Below are 23,159 nucleotides of genomic sequence, written 5' to 3' on the forward strand. Positions count from 1 at the left end.
GTTAATGAAGACCGCCTCTGATGAAACTTTAATGATTACCTCCCTTTTTTCTTATACTTACTAATCAAGCAAGAACCGTGCCAATATAATTTCCCAATAAAATCGCATTATTTTTGATAAACCGCTCTTAAACTATGCAAATTTGCATATTACTATTCCCCATTGCATAATCATCCTTGAAAATTCATTTAAAAGCTTTTTCTTTTCTTAAAAAAAGCCGCTGACAAGTGATTATCATCACTCGACAACGGCTTTTTTTCAATATGCATTTTTTTCGATTCTCTTACTCTGTTCAGCTAAAACTTTTTGATACTTCCTGCTCACTGACGATTGACTTATCCCCAGAGCTTTTGCTGCTTTGGTCGTAGTTTTATACTGTTTCATGGCAAGCATGATCAATTGCTCTTCGACATGATCCTGTGCTTCCTGTAAAGGAAGGATTCTGGTAATGATGGGTTTCGTTTGTTTAAAGTCACTGCCGACCGGAATGAACCTTTGAATGAAGTCAGCATCGATCATCTCTTCATCAGCAGAAACAACCAATCTTTCAATCATGTTCTGCAATTCACGAATGTTCCCCGGCCATGTATAGACTTCCAGTATATTTAAGGCATCGGGGGAAAAGTGGTAATTCCGCTGATACCTTTCATTCAGTTTTTGCAGAAAATGAAAGGCTAGCGGCGGTATATCCTCCGGCCTTTCCCTTAAAGGGGGCACATGAATGGGAATGACGTTCAATCGATAGAATAAATCTTCTCTGAACGTCCCCATCTCGACCATTTTTTCCAGACTCTTATTCGTGGCCGCAACAATTTGAACATCAATGGAGATAGGTGTAGTACTGCCTATCGGGATCACTTCCTGTTCCTGGAGGACCCTCAGCAGCTTGACTTGAAGATGAATAGGCATGTCACCCACTTCATCAAGGAATAAAACACCTTTATTGGCCTGTTGAAAGTATCCTACCTTCCCATTTTTATCAGCTCCTGTAAATGAACCCTTCGTATAACCAAACAATTCACTTTCGAGGAGGTTTTCCGGAATCGCCCCGCAATTTATCTTCAGGAAAGGTTGCTTGGACCGCCTACCCATTTTATGAATGGCTTCAGCTATCACTTCTTTACCTACCCCTGACTCCCCGTTGATTAAAACAGTGGATGAAAAATGAGCGATTTTCTTGACTTGGCTGATTATCTGCTCCATTTTAGGACTGGCAAAAATCAACTCTTTATAAAATTGATCTTGTTTTTTGAATGAGTCCAGTTCTTTCCTCATTTCATTTAATTCCGATTTCAATTGTGTCGTTTCGGTTATATCCCTTGAAGCAATGACTATACGCTCTATATCCCCTTTTTCATTGAATACAGGAGTTCCGACAGAAAGGACTTTCTTATTCATTTTCGTATCTTGGACAATCGATACTTTCTTTTTTTGTTCAAGGACCAATCGGGTGACCGAAGGATTAAAAATCCCTTCATCTTCTAGTTGCAAGAGATTCTTCCCGATATAATCTTTTAAATCCTTCCCCCAGAATCCTGAGATGATGCTGTCACTATAGCGCAGCAGCTCCCCTTTTTGATTGACTACAAGTATTTCATCATAGATATTCGCTAAAATGGCATTCAAGTCTTTATTCGAGCTTTTTATTAATTCTATTTCCATGGCCATTTCCTCAACCATCGGTAAATCCTGAACGATGATGATCAGCCCTTCGACTTCTTTTTCATGGTTCAGAATCGGACTATAGTCGACAAGCACACTCATGACATCAGTGATTTCCAGCTGATTCAGAATACTGCTCCCGCTGGCAAACACGCTATGTATATGTTGCTTATTGAAGATGTTCGCAGCAGGTTCATTTAGGACTTGTTCAGAAGGCTTTTTTATCATCTTCAAGCCTGATTCATTGAAGTTCACGATATTTTTTTCTTTATCAGCCACAAAAATCCCCATAGGAATCGAAGTTAAAATAACATTTAGCAGGTCTAAATTTTGTTTGCTGTCCTGCTTAAATAATTCAGCTAACACATCTTCCCTTTTTACATAACCGGTAAGCAGGCCATCATCCGTTTTTATCAGTACGATAGGTTCACCAATAATTTGAAACAGAAGCGGCAAGGATATGTTAGGAGTTAATTTACAGACATTATCGATCGAAAAAGCATACTGTAAAAGCTGATCGACTGTCGTTATTTTTTCATTTAACGGGAGGTCATCCATGCGGATATACGCAAATACTTGATTTTCCTTCATAAGAAAGAAGAAAGGTTCCTGTATCTCATCAATTTTTTGCTCTGAAAATGTTGGCTGATCAATTGTTATAGTTATGAATGGTCTAATTTTATCATCCGGAATAGATAACACAGTTTCACTCTCCTTTTGTAACCTAACCTATTTTAACATAATTCTGAATTGCAAGATAAAAAATAATATGCACCCTTACATGTATCCATAATTTACCTTTATTCAACCCACAATAAAAGGGTCCTTTAAGGGACCCTTTTGACCTAAAACCAGATCATCTTAAACTTTTTTCGACCGTTCACCTTTTCTTAGTTCAGGATTTAATCGGCCGTTTCCTCAGTAAATGGCATTGCCGAATCAAAGCCAGGAAACGAGAAAATAGGAGTGCAGCACCTGCACGATGTAAGAAAATGACTCATTTGGATTATAGAAAGAATGAAAACTCCAAAGAGTTCCCGTTCCTTCCCCGTCACGAATAGAAAAATTGGCGAATATGGCAATGGAAAGCAAGGAGACATCGTAAGGGAAGCCTTGCTTTCGTAGCCATTTTCTCATCAACAACATTGATAACCGTCACAATAATCAGTAAACTCAACACCCATGCATAGGCAGGTACAGAAGCAAAAGCTGCTGAAAAGAAAAGCTGAATAACAAGGAATTAACCATTGAAATGAATAAATAATCCTTTAGTATCATTTGGATTAATCGACTTGTTTCTGTAAGCATATGTCGAACCGAACCGGCCCGATCAAATGACCTTTGCCCTGTCCGTAACTGTACGCAATCAAAAGCATCAGAAATATATAACAACCTCCTTCGTTTCGTGAATAGCTTGGATTCACTGGGCTTCTTCAAAATGAAATAGCGGAGGGGAGTCCGTAAACCATTTTGTCCGGTACAGAAGATAACCAATTCCAATAACCGCCCAGACAACTCCTAGAATCAATGAACTCATACCAAGATTAAGCCAAAGGATGAAGACCGATGCCGCGCCAATAACCGGGGACAGAATAGTTGTAAGAAATCCCTTAATCGTAAGGAAACTTTTGTTTCTAATTGCATGGACGATTACACAAATATTCACGAAAGTAAAAGCAATTAAAGCCCCAAAGTTTATGAGGGAAGCAGCCGTAACCAAATCAAGGAATAAGGCAACCATTGAAATGACCCCGACGAATATGACATTAAAGAATGGCGTGTTGTATTTGGGGTGAACAAACCCAAATGGTTTTTTCGGGATCACTTGGTCACGCCCCATGACATATAACAACCTGGAAACACTAGCATGAGATGCAAGACCGGAGGCAAGAGTACCGGATAAAGTTCCTGCAAGAAAGAAGGCTTGAAATAACTTCCCGCCCACGAAAAGGGCAATTTCCGGGGAAGCCGCTTCAGGATCGCTAAAACGTGAAATATCCGGGAAAAATAACTGTGTAAAGAATGAAGCCGTCACAAATAAAATCCCTCCGATAAGGGCAGTCAAAAAGATGGCCCGGGGAACCGTTTTGGTTGGATTTGTTGTTTCTTCCGATAATGTAGTGACAGCGTCAAACCCCAGAAATGAAAAACAAAGGATTGTAGCACCTGTTATGAGCGTCGACATTTCAATATGAGGCCCGATGAATGGCTGAACCGATAAGACCTCTCCTGTTCCTTCTCCACTCATGACTCCTTTAACGACAAGTGCCACAAAAATAATGATGACCAACATTTGAAAAAAAACAAGAAAGCTATTAAAGTTGGCAGCAAAATTAACATTGAATAAGTTAATGCCTGTCATTAAAAGGACAAATGCCACCACCCATATCCACGGGTATACTTCTGGAAAAAGTGCTGTTAAGTATATTTTTGTTAAAATGGCGTTCACCATCGGTAAAAATAAGTAATCAAGCATCGATGACCATCCGACAAGGAAGCCTAAATGCGGATTGATCGTTTTTTGTGTATAAGTATAGGCTGAACCTGCCTGCGGATAAATTTTCACCATTTTCCCATAACTGGCTGCTGTAAACAACATCGCTAAAAGAGCGATGACATAAGCGGTTGGCACATGCCCCCCCGTTTTTTCGGAAACTATCCCGAATGTATCAAAAACAACCATCGGCGTCATATATCCAACACCTAGCAATACGATATGCCATAAGTTTAAAGACCTTTTCAATTGACCTGTTTGCATGTATCATTCCCCTTCCCATTTAAGCAGAAAAGTTAACCAACTTTTCTGGAATTCCTTATAATTTTATTGGTCATATTACACTTCGCAATTTTCATACCAAAAAAAATAGTCGAAATTTAACAAAAAATAAGGAAATAAGGAGAATATTTGATGCAAATTTGAATAACTTATTCAATTATTCATAATCCTTAAAGTTAGCTAAAAGTGAACCGCTGATTTTTGCCCATAAAAAAAGCAGAAGATATCAAGATATCTTCCGCTCATTTGACTAAATCCCCCCGTGCCGAGGTCAAATTACTAGTTTACTTTCGTTGCATTGTATGCTGATACATGGCAAGGCGCATCATCGAATGCCTAATTTAATGAAATTCTTTTATTAAAATCAACAGATTCAAGGTTAATCCTGCTGTCTGCTATCCAATATGTTAAAAAGTTCTTCCATTTCATTCGTTTTTGAACGATTCATTAAAAGGTCAACTGCCTTTTTCACTTCTTCCCCATTGAATAAGACATCGTACAGGGCTTCAGTAATCGGCATATTCACTTCGTACTTCTGAGCTAATTGATAGGCGGCTTTAGTCGTTCTGACACCTTCGACGACCATACCCATGTTTTCCAATACTTCTTCAAGCTTTTGCCCTTTACCAAGCATATTCCCAGCTCTCCAATTTCGGGAATGAACGCTTGTACAAGTGACGATCAAATCACCTATTCCAGCTAATCCGGAAAAAGTAAGTGGGTTAGCTCCCATGGCCACCCCTAGACGGGAAATTTCAGCCAATCCACGTGTTATTAAGGCAGCCTTGGCATTATCACCATAGCCTAACCCATCCGTAATGCCGGCAGCTAAGGCAATGATGTTCTTTAATGCCCCTCCGATTTCAACGCCAATCAAGTCCGGATTTGTATACACACGGAAATTATTGTTGATAAAGATGTCTTGAACCTTTTCGGCAGCTTTCATATTCTTTGAAGAAACGGCAACTGTTGTCGGGTGACGAAGACTGACTTCTTCTGCATGGCTCGGCCCTGAAAGAACCACTATATCTTTAAGCCAATCCGCCGAAGATACTTCTTCAATCATTTCCGAAATACGAAGCAGGGAATCAGGTTCAATCCCCTTACTCACATGAACGATTGTCAATGGTTTATCATGAGCCTCTTTAATCTGACCCAGCACTTCCCGGTAGGCTTTAGTCGGCACAGCCAAGATTATTATTTCAATCCCGACCAACGCTTCCTCAATGGAAGAATACCCTTGAATCCCCAAAGGCAATTCAATCCCAGGCAAGTATTTTCCATTCGTATGATTTTGATTGATTTCATCAATTTGTTTCTGATTATGTCCCCATAACCTCACTTCATGCTGGTTATCAGCTATGACCATCGCTAAAGCAGTTCCCCAGCTACCTGCACCAATCACTGCGATGCTTTCTTTTGCTTTCTCCATTGTATAACCACCTTTTACTATTTTCTCTGACGTCCAAAAATTCGTATTGGTGTTCCTTCAAAACCAAAGGCATCCCTAATTCGATTTTCTAAAAACCTCTCATATGAGAAATGCAATAACTCAGGATCGTTAACGAATACAACGAAAGTAGGCGGCTTGATCGCTACCTGAGTCGTATAATAAATTTTCAAACGGTTGCCATTATGAGTCGGTGTCGGATTCATCGCCACGGCATCCATTACCACTTCATTCAATACATTTGTCTGAACACGGATAGCATGATTCTCACTAGCCTGATCAATGACTGGTATTAAGGTATGTGTCCGTTTTTTAGTTAAGGCAGAAAGATAAATGATTGGCGCATAATCCAAGAATAGGAAATGGGCACGGATTTTTTCTTCAAAATCCTTCATCGTTTTTTCATCTTTCTCGATGGCATCCCACTTATTGACGACGATGATGACCGCTCTACCCGCTTCATGGGCATATCCGGCAATTTTTTTATCCTGCTCACGAATACCTTCTTCAGCGTTAAGGACCACAAGAACAACGTCTGAACGTTCAATTGCCCTTAATGCACGAAGTACGCTATATTTTTCCGTACTTTCATACACTTTCCCTTTTTTCCGCATCCCAGCTGTATCAATAATGACATATTCCTTGCCATTATATTTATAAGGAGAGTCGATCGCATCGCGAGTCGTTCCTTCAATATCACTTACGATGACTCGATCTTCACCTAACAACGCATTGACCAGGGATGATTTACCTACGTTCGGTCTTCCGATCAAACTGAATTTAATGACATCATCAGCATAATCCTGACCGCTGAATTTAGGGAAGTGTTTGGCCGCTTCATCCAGAAGGTCACCAAGACCAAGCCCATGAGACCCGGAAATCGGGAATGGATCGCCAAAACCTAACGCATAGAAATCATAGATTTGATCTCTCATTTCTGGGTTATCGACTTTGTTGACTGCAAGGACAACTGGCTTTCTCGATTTAAAGAGAATTTTAGCGACCTCTTCATCAGCAGCCGTTACACCTTCACGACCATTCGTCATAAAAATGATCACATCCGCTTCGTCGATGGCAATTTCAGCCTGCTGGCGAATTTGTTCAAGGAACGGCTCGTCTCCGATATCAATTCCACCTGTATCAATAATGTTAAAATCATGTGTCAACCATTCACCTGAACTATAAATCCTGTCCCGTGTTACTCCAGGAACGTCTTCGACAATCGAAACCCGTTCTCCCACTATTCTATTAAAGATTGTCGATTTTCCTACGTTCGGACGACCGACTATCGCAATTACCGGTTTTGGCATTGCTATTCACCCTTTCTGCTACTATATCTCTGTCAAAGTCACGAAATTCATGAATGCATTTTTTACGGTTGCTTTGCATTATTGATTTTCATTTTTTCCTTTTAAAGGAAAAGGCTGTATCCATCATCATATAAAGGAAACTTTCATCAGTAATCCCACTGATGTTCAGTTAAACGTATCAAGTATTAACAGGCAGTTTGTCCACTTTGCTACCCAGTTCCTCAGGTGACGTGAAGCCGAACCCTCAGCATGCTAAAACGTGATTATAAACAGCCCAAAAAAATGAAGAAAGCTTTCGGCATACTGCTTCCTTTTTAATTGTTTAGAGCATTTTACGATTTATCTACAGACCTCTAACTATCCTATAGTAACAAATTTCTCGCCAATCAACAATGATTGTATGCATAAAAGCCTTCCAATGCCAATTGATTCCATTTTAACTGCAGCCTTTTGGTTAAAGCGGATAACACCCCTTGCCTATTTTCCACCATACTCTTCATTGATTAAAATTCTCTTTACCTTGTTTTGATAATAATCTCGATTGGGATGATAAATAAATGTATTGGCCAAAAAGCTCCAACATTCTCCATAGTATGTTTGCGCCCAATATCAGCACGGCATTATCATGCCATGCGTACGCAAGGCCCACCTGGGGCAAAGAGTGATAAACAAGCAATCCGGAATATATGATATCACCCATTATCAAGCCATTTAAAAGGACGAACAATCGATGTTTCCAATTTTTAAAAAGCAAAAGGATTAGATAATTCAGGAAAATACACAAAAGATAAGAGGGTTTCATGATGAGCCATATCGGATCAAGCAAAGAAAAAAGTTGAAAACTGGCATAAGCGAGAGTGATGATAAGACTGCCGCTGATCAGTTCCATTATCTTGAGGATTGATTGCTTCCTAATATACACACACAGTATAAAGAAAAGATATGGACCGCTCAAATGCACGGAAACCAGGGAAAATTCCAGTTTATACCCCGCCAATATCATTACGGCCAATAGATGAAAAAGAAAATCAAAACGAAAGGGAACCGTTTTTGGAATAAAATACATGACAATGACCCAAACTATCCATGACATCCAATAAAACAAAATTCCATCCATGCATCGTCCCCCTTTTAGGAAACATTATGGCTTGTTTATTCAAAGTATAAACGTAAGCCCGGCATTTAATGTGGAACTGCAAATATTTATGCATAAAACCTTCCCACTATCAACTAAAGAAGGAGGTGTAAACATGGGCAAAGATCGGCAAGAGAAGAAATTGAAAGAAAGTAAACGGGTGGAGTCCGACAGGGACCAATCATTGGATAAAAAAGGGGCAACAAGCATGGAAAGTCCTGAAGAGGCAAGAAGAAGGAATAGTTAAGTGTTAAGTCTATCCTCAACAAAAAGAAGCATCTCAATTTGTTTCAATCGAGATGCTTCTTTTTGTGGTCATTCATTTAGCATATGCTGAACAATCAATGCCTCTTTGAGATAACCAATGATAGGTGTTGCCTTTGATGACTATTTTGGATTTCCTTAGCTCTGAAATATTACAGCACCCGAGTGCAGTCATGATGATCTTTAAATCTTCATGTATGTAGTTTATTTCTTTAATCAGTTGTACCAGACCCAACTCTTTATGCAGCTTGAGGAAATGTCCGGCTAACCCGACACCTTTCGCTCCTAAGGCCAGGCTTTTTGTAATTTCCAAGGGGCTTTGAATCCCACCCGATCCAATGACTGACAGCTGAGGTGAGACATTAACAGCTTCTACTATCGAAGCAGCTGTCGGTATTCCCCATTCATTAAAATACTCGAGTATCTTCGCTCGTCTTTCATTCTCGACTTTAGCAAAATTAGTTCCGCCAAACCCACCTACATCAATGATCGAAACACCTACGGAATGTAACTGCTGCACCGTTTCCATACTCATCCCAAACCCAACCTCTTTTACGATGACAGGAATTCCGATAGTTCTGTTAATTTCCTCTATTCTCGAAAGGGTACCCGCAAAATTCCTATCCCCTTCAGGCATCGTCAATTCCTGAATGACGTTAATATGAATCTGCAGTGCATTAGCCCCGATCATTTCGCTAGCTCGCTTTGCCTGTTCGACTGTTGCTTCACCACCGAGATTACCAATCAACACCCCATCGGGATTTTCCTGTCTTACCACTTTAAAGGAGGCCTGCTGGCTAGAATCCTTGATGGCTGCCATTTGTGATCCAACCGCCATAGCGATTCCTGTTTCCCGGGCTGCAATGGCAAGGTCACCATTCAATTTTTCGGTTTCAGGGCCTCCGCCTCCAGTCATGGCATTTATAAAAATCGGCGAACTTAATTCAAGTCCGCCAACTTCTGCTGTGAGGTTCACATTATTCAAGGAAATCCCTGGTAAGCTTTGATGAATGAACGAAATATCTTCTAATCCGGTTTTATGCTGCTGACCTGTTTTTAGCGCAAATTCTATATGATCTAACTTTCGTTGTTCTCTCTCCAAGGCCATCACCATTATTATCTTATTTTAGTTTTTTCAATTGATCACCGATCATTTCACCTAGCTGAAAGCCTTTCGTTTCTTCAGGAAGCTCATAATCTGATGTGTTGTAATTGGATTGTGGCTCTTCAAGTTCTTTAATGCTCAATGATAGACGTTGATCCGTTTCATTGACATCCAGGACTTTCACTTCGACTGACTGGCCTTCTTTAAGTACTTCTTGTGGTGTGGCAATATGCTTGTGCGAAATCTGTGAAATATGGACAAGCCCTTCTACCCCTGGGAAAATCTCCACGAATGCACCGAAAGAAACAAGGCGTTTAACGATTCCCTCTTGTGTAGAGCCTTTTGCCGCTTTTTCGGCAACGCCTGCCCATGGTCCCGGAAGAGTATCCTTAATGGAAAGTGAAATCCTTTCATTATCACGATCAATGGATAGGACTTTCACCTGCACCTTATCGCCTTCTGAAACGACATCGGATGCTTTTTCGACATGCTGATGGGAAAGCTGGGAAATGTGGACAAGACCGTCTACGCCTCCAATATCCACGAATGCACCAAAATCGGTAATCCTTTGGACCACGCCCTCAAGCACTTGCCCGCTTTCGATTTTATCCAAAACGTTTGCTTTTTGTTTTTCCTTTTGGTCTTGAACGACTGCCCGATGTGAGAGGATCAAGCGATTCTTGTCTTTCTCAAGCTCAACGATCTTGAATGTTAAAGTTTTGTTTTTGTAATCAGAAAAGTCTTCAACGAAATAGTCTTCTACAAGAGAAGCTGGAACAAATCCACGTACGCCTAGATCTACAACAAGCCCGCCTTTGACGACATCTTTAACTTCGGCCTCAAAAACGTCTCCGTTCTCAAATTTCAATTCCAGGTCATCCCATGCTTTCAGAGCGTCAATTTTACGTTTTGATAGAATGATAGCTTCTTCTTCAACTTTAATGACTTCCAGCTCCAATACATCACCTTCCGAAACGGCATCTGACGCCTTTTCGACATGAAGGCTTGAAAGCTCACTTATAGGAATGATCCCATTAGTCTTACTGTTTTCCACATCGACAATGACCTGTTTTTCTTCCACCTTTGAAACGGTTGCTTTAACTTGATCCCCAACTTTGTAATTGTTCACTTCTACCTGGTTCATACCTTCTGTCATTACTAACTCCTCCTTAACCCATGACTGATCAGCTAACTTCCTCTTCATCGGCCACATATTTTATTTAAAGTGGTTCAATAAAAACACTTTCCTAATAAAGATAAAAACAGTTTTCTTAAGAGTTATAAGGTTATATTCCTTTTCATCCCCAATAAGGAACAATACCCCTATTTTATAAATTCTAACAAAATCAGAAAATTGTCAAGTATGAAGGACTATTTATGCTCGGAAATCAATTTCCCAATTTGGTCCATGATGATTTTGGTAGCTTCATCGGCTGATATTTTCCGTTCCCGATATTCGGTAAAATTTATTGGAGGGCCGTATACGACCTTCAACGGACGCAAAAATTTATATGGGCCGATGATCGCACACGGTATGATCACGGCATCAGATCTCAGCGCGAAAAATCCAGCACCCGCCAAACCTTCTCCCAATTCACCTGTCTTACTTCTGGTACCCTCGGGAAACAGTCCAATCACCTTGCCTTCCTTCAAAATCTTTAACCCTTTTCTAAGAGATTCGCGATCGCTATTGCCCCGCTTCACCGGAAATGCATTTACTCTTGGTAATATACCCTTTAAAACCGGTGCATGAAACAACTCTTCTTTCGCCATGAAATGAATATCCCTTGGTGAAGTTATGCCAACTATAGGCGGATCCAAATTATCAATGTGATTGGCACAGATCAATACTCCGCCCTCTTTAGGGAAATGTTCCTTTCCGAGCGTTTTAACCCTAAACGAAGGCATTAAAACGCCTTTTACGACGTTCTTGGCAAATGTGTAAAAATCCAATGTCATCTTTTCCTCTCTTCTATTAAAGACATGATACTTTCTGCAACTTCTTGAATCGATAATGAAGTCGTATCAATTTCGATAGCATCCGCTGCCTTCTTCAGGGGCGATACCTCGCGTTCAGAGTCCAGCTTGTCCCTAGTAGCAATTTCCTCCCTTAATTTTTCAATATCGGATGGAAAACCTTTCAAAATATTTTCCTGATGCCTCCGCTGTGCCCTTTCATCTACAGAAGCGATAAGAAATACCTTTACCTCGGCGTTTGGTAAGACATGCGTACCGATATCCCTGCCATCCATGACGACTCCGCCATTTTCACCAAAGATTTGCTGCCTGCGCACCATTTCTTCCCGGATGCTCCTGTGCTTTGCCACTTCCGAAACAGAACCGGTCACTTCATTGTTCCTGATTTGGGCTGTCACGTCCTCATTATCGACGAACACCAACTGCCCATTTTCACTTGGTCTTAATTCGATTTCTGTATTGATGAGAACTTCAGATAATGCTTGTTCATCATTCAGGCGAATCTTTTGATTAAGGGCCTTATAGGTAAGGGCCCTGTACATAGCACCTGTATCCACATATATGTAATTGAACTTTTCTGCAACAATTTTAGCAACCGTGCTTTTCCCAGCAGCAGCTGGTCCATCGATTGCAACTGATAATTTTTTTTCCATAAATCCTCCCAAGAATCCTACAATCATGCTGATTATTTAGTACCCTTTCATTTTATCACAACTAGCGGGAAAATCATTAATAAAAGGGATGTGTTCGTTCAAAATCACCTTTGTTCAACTTTCGGTTTATACAGCCATCAAAATTATCCTTTATCGAAAAACCTTCATACAAAAAAAGCGGATCACCGCTTTCACTTTGGGGTCCCATTGAAAGTTTCAATGATTTTCGTATAATTATTGCTAGTGACACCTTCGTATTTCGAGAGCTTGGTCAAATCAAAGATTTGATCCTCCCTGCTTAAAAGGAACTGGAAAAAAAATAAGCAGACCAATTGGATGATGATCACTTTAATTAATAGTCTTTCAAATGTTTTCATAAGCCGCACCTTCCATACTGTTTATATTAGCAGTATGGATGGAATCACTGTTTTTCATTCAATCATGTCAAACATACAAGCCTTTTTTCTTTCAGTCCACCTGCTTTTCAAAAATAAATCTCATAATGTCTGTACATCATTTTTTGTCGGTTCAAGAACTTGGACGTGCAGCAGCATATTCACATACTCTTTCTCCGTTAAACGAATGACCTTGGTTTTTAACCTTAAATAATGAATCTCCGTCCACGTCCTTGTATGAAGGAAACCCATAATATTACCCATTAATCTTCCCATATAATCCATAAATCCTTTAAGTTATTATGTCATGAAATAAAAAAAGGGAAAGTGCTAGGCACATTTCCCCACTGTGTATGAATCATCTTAGCAGTTTAAATTAAATTTTCATATACCGGTTCGGAATTCTTTAATTTTTCCACCTTTTCTTCTTGACCGGTGTCTGCATTAATGAAAATGCGGTACGTATCATCTTTAATCGTACCAAGGAATTCATAACAAAGAACTTCTTCACCAATATCATTGGTGATTAACGCCTTTCCTTCATCCATTATTTTCACATTCGCGTTGATTTTGTCCTTAGCTTCTTTCTCGGATATTTTCGGATTCCCTATTTCCCTGGTTTTATGTGATTTTAAATACTCGTCGGCTGAAAACCCTATAACGGATCCATCATCCAATGCAATTTTAACCTTGACTGAATCAGGATAAATCTTGACTCCATTTTCAGATGTCACGAAATTCAGTAATGCGATATTATCGTACTGAGCACTTTCAAATAGTTCAAGTGAACTGAAATCATGTTCCCTTAAAAATTCTTCGGCTTTTGTATAGGCTTGATTCAAATCAATGGTTGTCTTGTTCACATCCCTATTATTGATATACCAAATAGGGTAACCGCCTTTTTTTGTCAAATCCATATTCATTTCGATATCGGATTCTTTATCGAGGATGCTCACACTGTAAAATCCATAATCGGAACCTTTGCCATTTTCTTCAACATTCACCTTCAAATTTCTGCTTTTTGAATGGGCATAGCTTTTTGCTGTCTCAATTGCTTCTTCTTTTGAAATGGTTTCACCTTGCAAATTTTTGAAGTTTTCATCCCTCTGTTGTGCAGAAGTAAAAGTCGGATTCATCTCATTCGTTTCCCCATACCCAGATACTTTTTTCTCTACCGTTTTTAATCCGTCGATGATTGTGTTATCCGAATTTTCTTTTCCTGATGCAAGTGCCATTTGGACATCCATCCACCTTAAATTGTTTTTAAGGACTAGATACTGCACTTTTCTTAACTCGCCCTGGATGTCTCCTGCCTGTGTGTACAAGGATTGTAAAGTCGAATATTCCTGATCATTCAATGGTTCTTTTTCAAGGTCACGTACAGCCGTTTTATAACTGAAGTCCGCAATTTTCGATAAAAATTCTTCTGTCTTATTAAAAGGAAGCAAGGTCAATGGCAACTGCCCGACATCACTTTGGGCTTCTGAAGTGATACGCCAAACATCTGTTAAAGCTGGACTTAATGAATAACGTGAATTCATAGCCAAAGTACTGCCGACCTTATCGTGCAATAAATCTACTTGATAGCTTAAATCATGAAAGGCTCGCTGATACGTATTTTCCGCGTTGATTAGTACAGCATTTTTTTCCTTATGTTCTTGATAGCCCCAGAATGCAGTTCCTGCAACAACTACAACAAGCAGGGCAATCACTATATTCCTGATCATTTTCCTTCACCTCTTTACTTACAAAAGATATGTTTTCCGATTCTTTTAATTTGTTCTCTTGACCAAATCCATTTGCTCGTTGCCGTAGCGGGATTAAAATAATATTCTGCATTACCGGTTGGATCCCAACCATTGATGGCATCCACCACGGCTTCTTTTGCCCTTTCGTTTGGTGTCAGCCAAATCTGTCCATCCGCAACAGCCGTAAAGGCTCCAGGTTCAAAAATCACGCCCGAAATGGTATTCGGAAAAGCTGCACTTTCCACCCTATTCAGTATTACAGCCGCAACGGCAACCTGACCTGTATACGGCTCCCCTCGCGCCTCCCCATAAACGGCATTGGCCATCAGCTGAATATCGTTTTGAGAATATCCTCCTGGAAGATTGGCTGATGTCGCTGTTTTGGAAGGGGCTTTTCCAGGTGTGCCTCCACCAGACTTGGATCCATTCGCTTTCACTTTCACCTGGTTTTCAATGGGTACTCCCCCATAATAGGTGAACTCGTTCCCTTTATTGATCTGTTCGTGAACAAATTTTTTATTGAAATTAGATGCATTCGCCAACTTCTGTTTTGTTGAAGTCCCTGCAAAGCCATCGATTGGAAGCCCGAAATCTTGTTGAAAGTTTCGAAGTGCCCAATAAGTGCCCCATCCATAGGCTCCATCAATCTTTCCATTATAGTATCCGATGTTTTGTAAGCGTGCCTGCAGTTCAATTACATCATCGCCAACCGCACCTTTTTGAATGACTTGGCTCGAAAAGGCACTTGTTCTTGCTTCCGGGTAAATTCCGAAACAAATAGTAATACACGAAAACAGCAAAAGCCATTTCCATTTTGACGAAATTCCTTTCATCAAAAACACTCCTCTTTTTCTTGAATTAATGTAATTCTATTTTCTTCTTAACTGTCTTTTTTATTCCAACCCATAAAAAAAACGGAGCGGGCAAAATATGCCAGCACTCCGTTTTGGTAGTATTCGTCTATTTGCTAAGGGAATGGTTTTGGGAAAGTTTTTCTGCATGAAAGTCAGACAACAATCGTGCTTTTTTTACTTTTTTCATGCCTAACCACCATAGGTAAATCATAAATGGCATAATGAAGTACACCCAAAATTTTTGAGAAACCAAAATATAGTCATAAACCCCATGTAATGAAATTGGTATGATCAATGCCAATAATAAATAGAACTTATTATTCGAAGCTGAAAATTTCGCCTTGCCCAAATAATACCCCATGATCACACCGAACAAAGCGTGACTGGATACTGGGAGAACGGCTCTTAGAAATGCATGTTCAACCCCGTTGGCTAGCAGGTACAGAATATTTTCCATCGTAGCGAATCCAAGGGAGACTGCAGCTCCGTAAACAATCCCATCATATGGCTCATCGAATGCCACATGCTGATAAATAACATAAATGAGTATGAACCACTTGAAAAATTCTTCAAGCAGTGCAGCCCATAAAAAAGCATTAGCTAAATCGGTATTCAAGATATGTTCCGTTTCGAGCACATACTGTATGAACATTATCGGCAAAACAAGAAAGACACCGAATAAGAATGTTTTGACCACAACCGATATCGGTTCGGTTTCATATTGATCTTTCAAATAGAAATAGCTCAGTAGCGCCAATCCTGGCGCAATGGCCGCTGACAACATGACCAGCATTAGCTGACCCTCTTTTCCTCTTCTTTTCCTTAATCGTACCATGGAATGAAGAAAAACTGAATCCAAGAATCAAGACTTCCAACAATTATTTAATCCGTCAGTACTTAAAGAAAGTTTCATCTATAGAGTTTTCGCTTGCCAGCACGACAGCTAACTTAATTCTAGCCTTCTTGCAGTCATAATCAGCACCTAATATCACGCCACGTTGTTTTAAATCAAATGCGCTGCCTTCATAATCATAAGCTGGGTAAACTTTTCCTTCTTCTGCACTAGTAGCCATGATGATCGTTACTCCATTATCGATTGCATTTTGTATGGAAGTTACCATTTGTGGAGTAACCTGTCCCCTTCCTACACCTTCGAGCACGATGCCTTTCGCACCGTTGGCAACCGCAGCATCAATAAAGATGCCATCAGCGCCTGTGTGGCACTTGATGATATCCACTCTTGGGATGCGATTCCGAATATCATAACACTCCCTATGTAAAGGTTTTTGATAGATGCTGACGACATCATTATCAATTATCCCCAAATATCCATAACCAAAAGATTCGAATCCCTGCAAATTGGAAGCATGCACTTTTTTAACATACTTTGCTGAATAGATTCGCTCATTAAAAACGACAACTACGCCAACATCCCTAATTAGATCACTTGCAGCGCATAATATCGAATTCCTTAGATTGGAATATACATCGGTTCCCACCTCTTGAGGTGACCGTTGGGATCCGGTTAATACGATTGGACGTGGATCCTTACTCGTGACATCAAGGAAATAAGCCGTTTCCTCCAGTGTATCCGTACCGTGGGTCACGACAATTCCCGTAACTTCCGGATCCTCCAATTCCTTTTGGATGGCCAATTTAAGCTGTTGCATTTTCTCAAAGGACATGGACATGCTTGAAATCTGAAAAAGATTAACCACTTTAACCCCGATACCATTTGGCAATTCGCAAAGTGATGCCAACTCATGGCCAGTCAATGCACCAGAGGCCAACATACCATTCGCGGTTTCTTTACTGGCGATAGTCCCACCTGTGGTAATTAATGATATTTTTCCCATATTCAACCATCTCCATTTCGTTTAATTCACTTTTCTTTAACAGCCAAATGATAGGCAATCAAACCACCATGGAACCTGCCATTTTCGATGAAGATTTCATTCGCATTATTTCCGGCTGCCAGAACTCCTGCAATATAAAGACCTTTAACATTCGTCTCCATCGTTTCCTCGTTATATGAAGGCCTTCCAGTTTCCTTATCAATATTTATGCCCATTGAAGCCAAAAAGGAATGGTCAGGATGGTAACCAGTCATGGCAAACACAAAATCATTTTTAATAACTTTTTCCTCTTCACCTACATGATATATGACACTATCTTCAGTTATCTTGTCCAAATTCGCATTAAACTCCATCATAATCGTTCCATTGCGGACTAATGATTCAAATTCCGGGAGAATCCATGGTTTGATACTTGAAGAGTACTCCGATCCTCTATAAAGGACTGTAACCCTTGCACCAGATTTGACCAATTCCAGAGCCGCATCCACACTTGAGTTTTTACCACCGATGACGGCAACATCACAATTAAAGTAGGGGTGGCCCTCCTTGAAGTAATGAAACACTTTAGGAAGCTGTTCGCCCGGAATGCACATATAGTTTGGATGATCATAGTATCCGGTCGATACGATCACATGTAGAGCTGTATAGTCACCTTTTGATGTCTTGACTAAAAATTTCCCATCTTCACGTTTTTCCACTTTTTCCACTTTTTCGAATTTATTGATTCGCAATTCTTTCCTTTTGACTACTTCCCTATAATAGGCTAGCGCTTGATTACGGACCGGCTTACGATTTTCGATAATAAATGCGGTATCACCAATCTCCAGTTTTTCGCTTGAACTGAAAAATGTTTGGTGTGTTGGATAACGGTAAATGGAATCCACCACATTACCTTTTTCAATGATCAGGGACTGAATTCCCACTTCTTTAAGAGCGATCGCAGCAGCCAATCCACAAGGGCCCCCACCTATGATAATGACTTCTTCAACATTCATCTATACTCCACTGCCTTTCCATGCACTATGTAATTCGTTCGTCTAAAAATAAAAACTCCTATCAATACATGATAGGAGTTTTTACAAATCATTTCAATGATAAAGCAATCAACATGATTTTCACTATAATCAATACAAGAATTTGAATCTTTTAGATCCAACCACGGAAGCGTGAAGCTTCAGCCATTTTCCTTACGCCAATCATATAAGCCGCAAGTCGCATATCAACACGTCTGGATTGTGCAAGTTCATAAATATTATTAAAAGATTTCACAAGGATTTTTTCCAGCTTTTCATCCACTTCTTCTTCAGACCAATAATATCCTTGATTATTTTGTACCCACTCGAAGTAAGAAACCGTTACTCCACCAGCAGAAGCGAGGACATCTGGAACAAGAAGGATTCCACGATCCGTTAGGATTTGTGTCGCTTCAATTGTTGTAGGTCCGTTTGCCGCCTCGACAACGATCGCTGCTTTAATATCAGCAGCATTTTCTTCAGTGATCTGGTTTTCAATTGCAGCCGGAACTAAAATATCACAATCCAATTCAAGCAATTCTTTATTTGAAATTGTGCTTTTAAACAATTTCGTTACGGTTCCGAAACTATCTCTCCTATCGAGAAGATAATCGATATCCAGTCCTTCAGGATCATGTAGAGCACCATAGGCATCTGAAATACCAATAACTTTAGCACCTGCGTCATGCATGAATTTAGCTAAGAAACTACCTGCGTTACCAAAACCTTGAATGACGACCCGTGCCCCTTTAATATCAATGCCCCGTTTCTTGGCAGCTTCATTGATACAAATCGTTACACCCTTGGCAGTTGCTGATTCACGGCCATGAGAACCACCAAGTACAAGCGGTTTACCCGTAATGAATCCTGGTGAGTTGAATTCATCCATACGGCTGTATTCATCCATCATCCAAGCCATGATCTGAGAATTTGTAAATACATCAGGTGCCGGGATATCTTTAGTCGGCCCCACGATTTGGCTAATTGCGCGAACATAGCCCCGGCTTAGCCTTTCCAACTCACGGAAGGACATATTACGAGGATCACAAACGATACCGCCTTTACCCCCGCCATATGGTAAATCAACGATGCCGCATTTTAAACTCATCCAAATGGATAATGCTTTCACTTCACGTTCCGTTACATTAGGGTGAAAACGGATACCACCTTTTGTAGGCCCAACAGCATCATTATGCTGTGCACGGTAACCCGTGAAAATTTTCACTGACCCATCATCCATGCGGATTGGCATCTTCACCGTTAATAAACGCAATGGTTCCTTCAAAAGCTCATAAACTTCTTCCGGGTAACCCAGCTTATCCAAAGCTTTATGTATTACAGTTTGGGTAGACCTCAGTACGTCGTGTTTTTCTTCTTCATTTACATGGCTATTACCTTTTGCCGATTCCATTAAAAGTACCTCCTAGAAAATCTCATCCATATATAAAATTATAATGTACAAATAGTCCTCTTCATGTGCTAGTATACACCTTCGATATATTTATGCAAGAGTAAAAATGGGAATTTAAAAGTTGGAAATATTCTAAAAATGAAAACGTTATCATATCAACTGTTTTCTTACTATTTTACCTTACATCTTCTCCGGCCAAAAAGGTGAGACAGATAAGGCAAACCGCATTGTTTTTCCATTATGTGGTTGCCTTGTCTCATTCGTATTGCAGCTAACTGAAGTGTGTGATCAAAACATGTATCGCTTCATTCTGGATTATGCATGTTCCATATTCATTGATGCGGCAAAGTGTCAATGTTGATGCATGGCCATACTCAGCCGCTAAAGAGATGACCGTGTCATAGGTCGTGTCTTTAACATTTTCGATAAGTAAATAGTATCTTCCCTCATAATGATAAAGAGTACTTTTAAGCGAACCTTGCAAAGACAATCGATGAGATAATTGGACGATATCTTCAAAATCATTGAAAACATACAGAATATGGGGGAAGTCATCAATTTTCACCTGCAAATCCAAGAATTCCTCTTCGTCTGTCAATAGTTCCTCTTCGTCCTTTGTTACGATGATTATCAATCCCTGTGCAGGCAGGGAAAAAATTTCGATTGCAATGGAACCACTCATTTTAAAGCTGAGTTCTTCGCACGCTTCTTCAACCATATCCTGGAATAACTTGTGGACCTTAAAGGAATTCCCTAAAATATCTTCTTTTGTAATACCTCTATCAATCAAATCATCAAGGGTCAAAAAAATCTTGATTTTATTATTAGTTAATCGCTCCAGCTTCATAAAAAAATGCCCCCTGGTTACCATCTTCATACATCATATGAAGCCTTGGTCGCAGGGTGCATATCCATTATTTCTCCACAGCCGATCGCTAACCTTTCAGCCATTCTTCCCATTTCGATTGCGTGTCCCCCATCAAAACTCCGCTGAAGGCAGTACGGTTCTCTTCGGATATTAGGCTCAGCGCCGCACCTCCAAGACCCACCTTCAAATCCGGGAAATCCTTCATTAACTCCTCAACCAGCCTAAATGTTCTATCGAGATTCTCTTTTAGTGAACATGACATGAATAAGTAAGAGGGTCTAATGATGTTTAAAACGGTAAAAAGATCCTTATCCGCGATGGATTCTCCCAAATAAATGGTTTCATATCCTTTCCGCTTCAAAAAAATGGTAAAGACCAACAGTCCGAATTCATGTTTTTCACCAGGGGCGCAAACGGTAAGGGCTTTCGGAAGAAAACCGTTAGTCGGAATCGTATGCATGACTGAGCTGATCCTGGATTTTAAGATGTTCGAAGCAAAGTGTTCATGAGCGGAAGTAATTTCCCCCTTTTCCCACTTATCCCCTATCTGAACCAATATTGAACCGAGTAGATCAACTATGGTATGTTCGATTGTATACATACTGAATGCTTGGCTTATCAGCATATGGGCTTTATTTTCATTGAAATTTAATAGAGCTTCAATTAATTCATCCGATAACTTAGTCGTTTGTTCATCCTTACGGTTCGTTTCAGGAACTCCAGTCGCCAGATAGCCTGTACTTTCAAGTAGCGAAACGGCTTGGCTTATCGTAAAACCTTGCTCTGTTTTATTGATGAGCCATTTAAGGATTTGCAGATGTTTTTCTGTATACAGCCGGTGCCCTGATTCATTCCTGACAGGTTCGATAAATTTATAGCGCCTTTCCCACGCCCTTAGGGTTCCTGGCTGAATGTCTAGCAGTTTTGAAACTGCCTTTATATTATATTTACCTTCTTGCATGGTTTTACAAGGCCTCCAATAACTGTACGATCAATTGTTGAAATTATAGTGGATTTTTTTAAGTCTGTAAAATCTCGATAGGCTCGATTAAAAGCAGCTTAATAGGTCTGCTCCACCGCTTCGCCTATTTTAGTGCATGCCCCCCTTTTCAGGGTGAATAAGTGCGTTTCCGGCTTTGCTTCAAGCCTTAAAGGCACTGTACTTGTCCCATAGCCATTACTCGTCATATACAAACAGTCACCCTCTTTTTTTATGCTGCCGATCTGATAGGGACCGAATCCGAATATGCGAATCTGCCCTCCATGGGTGTGACCTGACAGAACGAGACTTATATGGTGTTCCGGAGTCAATTGTTTCTTAACCAATGGGTTATGACTCACCAAAATCCGAAAAGCTTCATTCCCGCAATCCGACAACGCAAGATCGAGCCTATCTCGTTCTTCCGTTATATCATCAATGCCCAGAAGAGCGATTTTGCTGCCATTTTGAGACTCAAAAGAAACAGCTGTATTATCAAGGATTTTCACTCCATGTTTCAAAAGGGTTGCATCAAGCTCATGGAAATCCCCTTCATAATCATTATTTCCCCAAACAAAATAAAGGGGGCCAAGTTCTTTTAATTTCAATATATTTTTTTCCACACGTTCCAAGGGAACCCCGTTTTCCCTTATGTCCCCGCCGATGATCACCAGATCAGCCTTATCACGTGCTCCCTCAATTAATCTATCCGATATGATCCGTCGATGAAGATCTGATATGAAAAAAATCCGAACATCGCCAAACCCTTCAGGAAAGTCATTGAAAAATAAGTCTTGAAAAATCAACCTATCTTGCTTGGCCATACGCCACATGTAAATAATCGTGGCAAATACCAGCAGAATGATGACTAAAAATAATCCAGATACCAATAACATCTTTCGTAAACCTTCTTTCCATCCTAATCCCAAGAGTTACCTTCATATAACCATAAAACCATATTACTCGCAATTAAATATGATTTAACGCGATCATTCATTTATTTTCATGATATAAGTTAATATCATAATTCTTCTTCATCATTTCAAAAACCTTATGGCGACTTTTCCATTCTTCCTCTTTTTCCCATAACTGCTTACTTTTATTAATAATTTCACAGCGAAGCAACTGAAACTCCTTTTCTGCTTTATCGAGCTTTTTTTTAATTAATATCATATATCCATATAGCCCTATGGCTGCCGCCAAAAAAAGGAAATGGCTAAAATGGTCGACGAAAACACTAAACATACTGAAAAAGGAATAAGAATAAGGTACAACGATATATAAATAAAGATAAACCAAAAAAAGGGTAGCAACAATCATGGTTGCCCATAAGCTTTGAAGGTGTTTCCTTTTAAGAGCCTCGAACTTTTTTTTTCGATCCACGACATTCTGCAGCATTTGTTTAGTTGCTTGATCCGTTTTTTCATCCAATAAAATGATTGTAGATTCCATCGCATTTCCTCCTCTACTCTTTCAAATCATGATATGAAAGAGTAGTGGAAAAAATGATAAAGTACTTGTCATGTTTGGCTTCATACTGAACCAAGTTGAACAATATTAAAAATACCCTGCCTATAAAGACAGGGTCAGACTGGAGACAAACTCGATAATAATTGAGTTTGTCTCCAGTTTTTTTAGGTTTTTAAAATTTGAATATTGATTTCCACTTCGGGCACTCGCTTTCCGCGGGCGGTCCGGGAGCC

Annotated in this window: 23 protein-coding genes; 1 reads left to right on the top strand and 22 read right to left on the bottom strand. The window is 39.9% G+C overall.

Annotated features, from left to right (window positions below; all coding sequences use genetic code 11):
* Positions 1-258: 258 nt before the first annotated feature.
* From QUF78_RS17105 to QUF78_RS17130, 6 genes are all read right to left on the bottom strand, one after another.
* Entirely contained in the window at positions 259-2,364 is a 2,106-nt protein-coding gene (locus QUF78_RS17105) for a sigma 54-interacting transcriptional regulator (protein WP_289325613.1), read from the bottom strand.
* A 237-nt stretch (positions 2,365-2,601) separates the two neighbouring features.
* Complete coding sequence (locus QUF78_RS17110) at positions 2,602-2,799, bottom strand: hypothetical protein (protein ID WP_289325614.1); 198 nt, start codon at positions 2,797-2,799, stop codon at positions 2,602-2,604.
* A 283-nt stretch (positions 2,800-3,082) separates the two neighbouring features.
* Entirely contained in the window at positions 3,083-4,420 is a 1,338-nt protein-coding gene (locus QUF78_RS17115; protein ID WP_289325615.1) for an APC family permease, read from the bottom strand.
* Positions 4,421-4,817: 397 nt separating this feature from the next.
* On the bottom strand, positions 4,818-5,870 hold the full coding sequence (locus QUF78_RS17120) for an NAD(P)H-dependent glycerol-3-phosphate dehydrogenase (RefSeq protein ID WP_289325616.1): 1,053 nt from the start codon (positions 5,868-5,870) through the stop codon (positions 4,818-4,820).
* Between the two features lie 17 nt (positions 5,871-5,887).
* The gene (der, locus tag QUF78_RS17125) at positions 5,888-7,198 is read right to left on the bottom strand and encodes a ribosome biogenesis GTPase Der (RefSeq protein ID WP_230156953.1); all 1,311 of its coding nucleotides are present in this window, start codon (positions 7,196-7,198) and stop codon (positions 5,888-5,890) included.
* A gap of 496 nt (positions 7,199-7,694) precedes the next feature.
* Positions 7,695-8,315, bottom strand: coding sequence for a YphA family membrane protein (locus tag QUF78_RS17130; RefSeq protein WP_289325617.1), 621 nt, complete (start codon positions 8,313-8,315; stop codon positions 7,695-7,697).
* 133 nt (positions 8,316-8,448) lie between these two features.
* Here QUF78_RS17130 and QUF78_RS17135 point away from each other — a divergent pair, with 133 nt between their 5' ends.
* A complete protein-coding gene (locus QUF78_RS17135; protein WP_289315816.1) occupies positions 8,449-8,580 on the top strand; it encodes a YpzI family protein in 132 nt (43 codons plus the stop codon).
* 72 nt (positions 8,581-8,652) lie between these two features.
* Here the strand turns inward: QUF78_RS17135 and fni are convergent, their stop codons facing one another.
* From fni to QUF78_RS17215, 16 genes are all read right to left on the bottom strand, one after another.
* Positions 8,653-9,699, bottom strand: coding sequence for a type 2 isopentenyl-diphosphate Delta-isomerase (fni, locus tag QUF78_RS17140; protein ID WP_289325618.1), 1,047 nt, complete (start codon positions 9,697-9,699; stop codon positions 8,653-8,655).
* 19 nt (positions 9,700-9,718) lie between these two features.
* A complete protein-coding gene (rpsA, locus tag QUF78_RS17145) occupies positions 9,719-10,858 on the bottom strand; it encodes a 30S ribosomal protein S1 (RefSeq protein WP_289325619.1) in 1,140 nt (379 codons plus the stop codon).
* 215 nt (positions 10,859-11,073) lie between these two features.
* Entirely contained in the window at positions 11,074-11,661 is a 588-nt protein-coding gene (locus tag QUF78_RS17150; protein ID WP_289315813.1) for a lysophospholipid acyltransferase family protein, read from the bottom strand.
* Positions 11,658-12,332: a (d)CMP kinase gene (gene cmk, locus QUF78_RS17155; RefSeq protein WP_289315812.1), complete on the bottom strand. Its 675-nt coding sequence runs from the start codon at positions 12,330-12,332 to the stop codon at positions 11,658-11,660. The genes QUF78_RS17150 and cmk overlap by 4 nt, the downstream gene beginning before the upstream one ends.
* A gap of 191 nt (positions 12,333-12,523) precedes the next feature.
* Positions 12,524-12,709 (bottom strand): YpfB family protein, encoded by a 186-nt coding sequence (locus tag QUF78_RS17160; protein WP_289325620.1) that lies wholly within the window; start codon positions 12,707-12,709, stop codon positions 12,524-12,526.
* A gap of 120 nt (positions 12,710-12,829) precedes the next feature.
* A complete protein-coding gene (locus QUF78_RS17165) occupies positions 12,830-12,991 on the bottom strand; it encodes a hypothetical protein (RefSeq protein ID WP_289325621.1) in 162 nt (53 codons plus the stop codon).
* 107 nt (positions 12,992-13,098) lie between these two features.
* Complete coding sequence (gene ypeB / locus QUF78_RS17170; RefSeq protein ID WP_289325622.1) at positions 13,099-14,454, bottom strand: germination protein YpeB; 1,356 nt, start codon at positions 14,452-14,454, stop codon at positions 13,099-13,101.
* A 14-nt stretch (positions 14,455-14,468) separates the two neighbouring features.
* Positions 14,469-15,308 carry a spore cortex-lytic enzyme gene (gene sleB, locus QUF78_RS17175; protein ID WP_289325623.1) on the bottom strand — a complete coding sequence of 280 codons (840 nt, stop codon included), beginning with the start codon at positions 15,306-15,308 and terminating at the stop codon, positions 14,469-14,471.
* Positions 15,309-15,435: 127 nt separating this feature from the next.
* Positions 15,436-16,122: a glutamic-type intramembrane protease PrsW gene (gene prsW, locus QUF78_RS17180; RefSeq protein WP_289325624.1), complete on the bottom strand. Its 687-nt coding sequence runs from the start codon at positions 16,120-16,122 to the stop codon at positions 15,436-15,438.
* 97 nt (positions 16,123-16,219) lie between these two features.
* Positions 16,220-17,185 carry an asparaginase gene (locus tag QUF78_RS17185; protein ID WP_289325625.1) on the bottom strand — a complete coding sequence of 322 codons (966 nt, stop codon included), beginning with the start codon at positions 17,183-17,185 and terminating at the stop codon, positions 16,220-16,222.
* Between the two features lie 26 nt (positions 17,186-17,211).
* A complete protein-coding gene (locus QUF78_RS17190; RefSeq protein ID WP_289325626.1) occupies positions 17,212-18,180 on the bottom strand; it encodes a YpdA family putative bacillithiol disulfide reductase in 969 nt (322 codons plus the stop codon).
* A 151-nt stretch (positions 18,181-18,331) separates the two neighbouring features.
* Positions 18,332-19,609: a Glu/Leu/Phe/Val family dehydrogenase gene (locus tag QUF78_RS17195; RefSeq protein ID WP_289325627.1), complete on the bottom strand. Its 1,278-nt coding sequence runs from the start codon at positions 19,607-19,609 to the stop codon at positions 18,332-18,334.
* A gap of 271 nt (positions 19,610-19,880) precedes the next feature.
* The gene (locus tag QUF78_RS17200) at positions 19,881-20,456 is read right to left on the bottom strand and encodes a genetic competence negative regulator (protein WP_289325628.1); all 576 of its coding nucleotides are present in this window, start codon (positions 20,454-20,456) and stop codon (positions 19,881-19,883) included.
* Positions 20,457-20,544: 88 nt separating this feature from the next.
* Positions 20,545-21,438: a MerR family transcriptional regulator gene (locus QUF78_RS17205; RefSeq protein ID WP_289325629.1), complete on the bottom strand. Its 894-nt coding sequence runs from the start codon at positions 21,436-21,438 to the stop codon at positions 20,545-20,547.
* A gap of 98 nt (positions 21,439-21,536) precedes the next feature.
* A complete protein-coding gene (locus tag QUF78_RS17210; RefSeq protein WP_353957917.1) occupies positions 21,537-22,385 on the bottom strand; it encodes a metallophosphoesterase in 849 nt (282 codons plus the stop codon).
* Between the two features lie 64 nt (positions 22,386-22,449).
* A complete protein-coding gene (locus tag QUF78_RS17215; protein WP_289325630.1) occupies positions 22,450-22,908 on the bottom strand; it encodes a YpbF family protein in 459 nt (152 codons plus the stop codon).
* Positions 22,909-23,159 lie beyond the last annotated feature (251 nt).

The organism is Peribacillus sp. ACCC06369, from assembly GCF_030348945.1.
Lineage (GTDB): Bacteria > Bacillota > Bacilli > Bacillales > DSM-1321 > Peribacillus.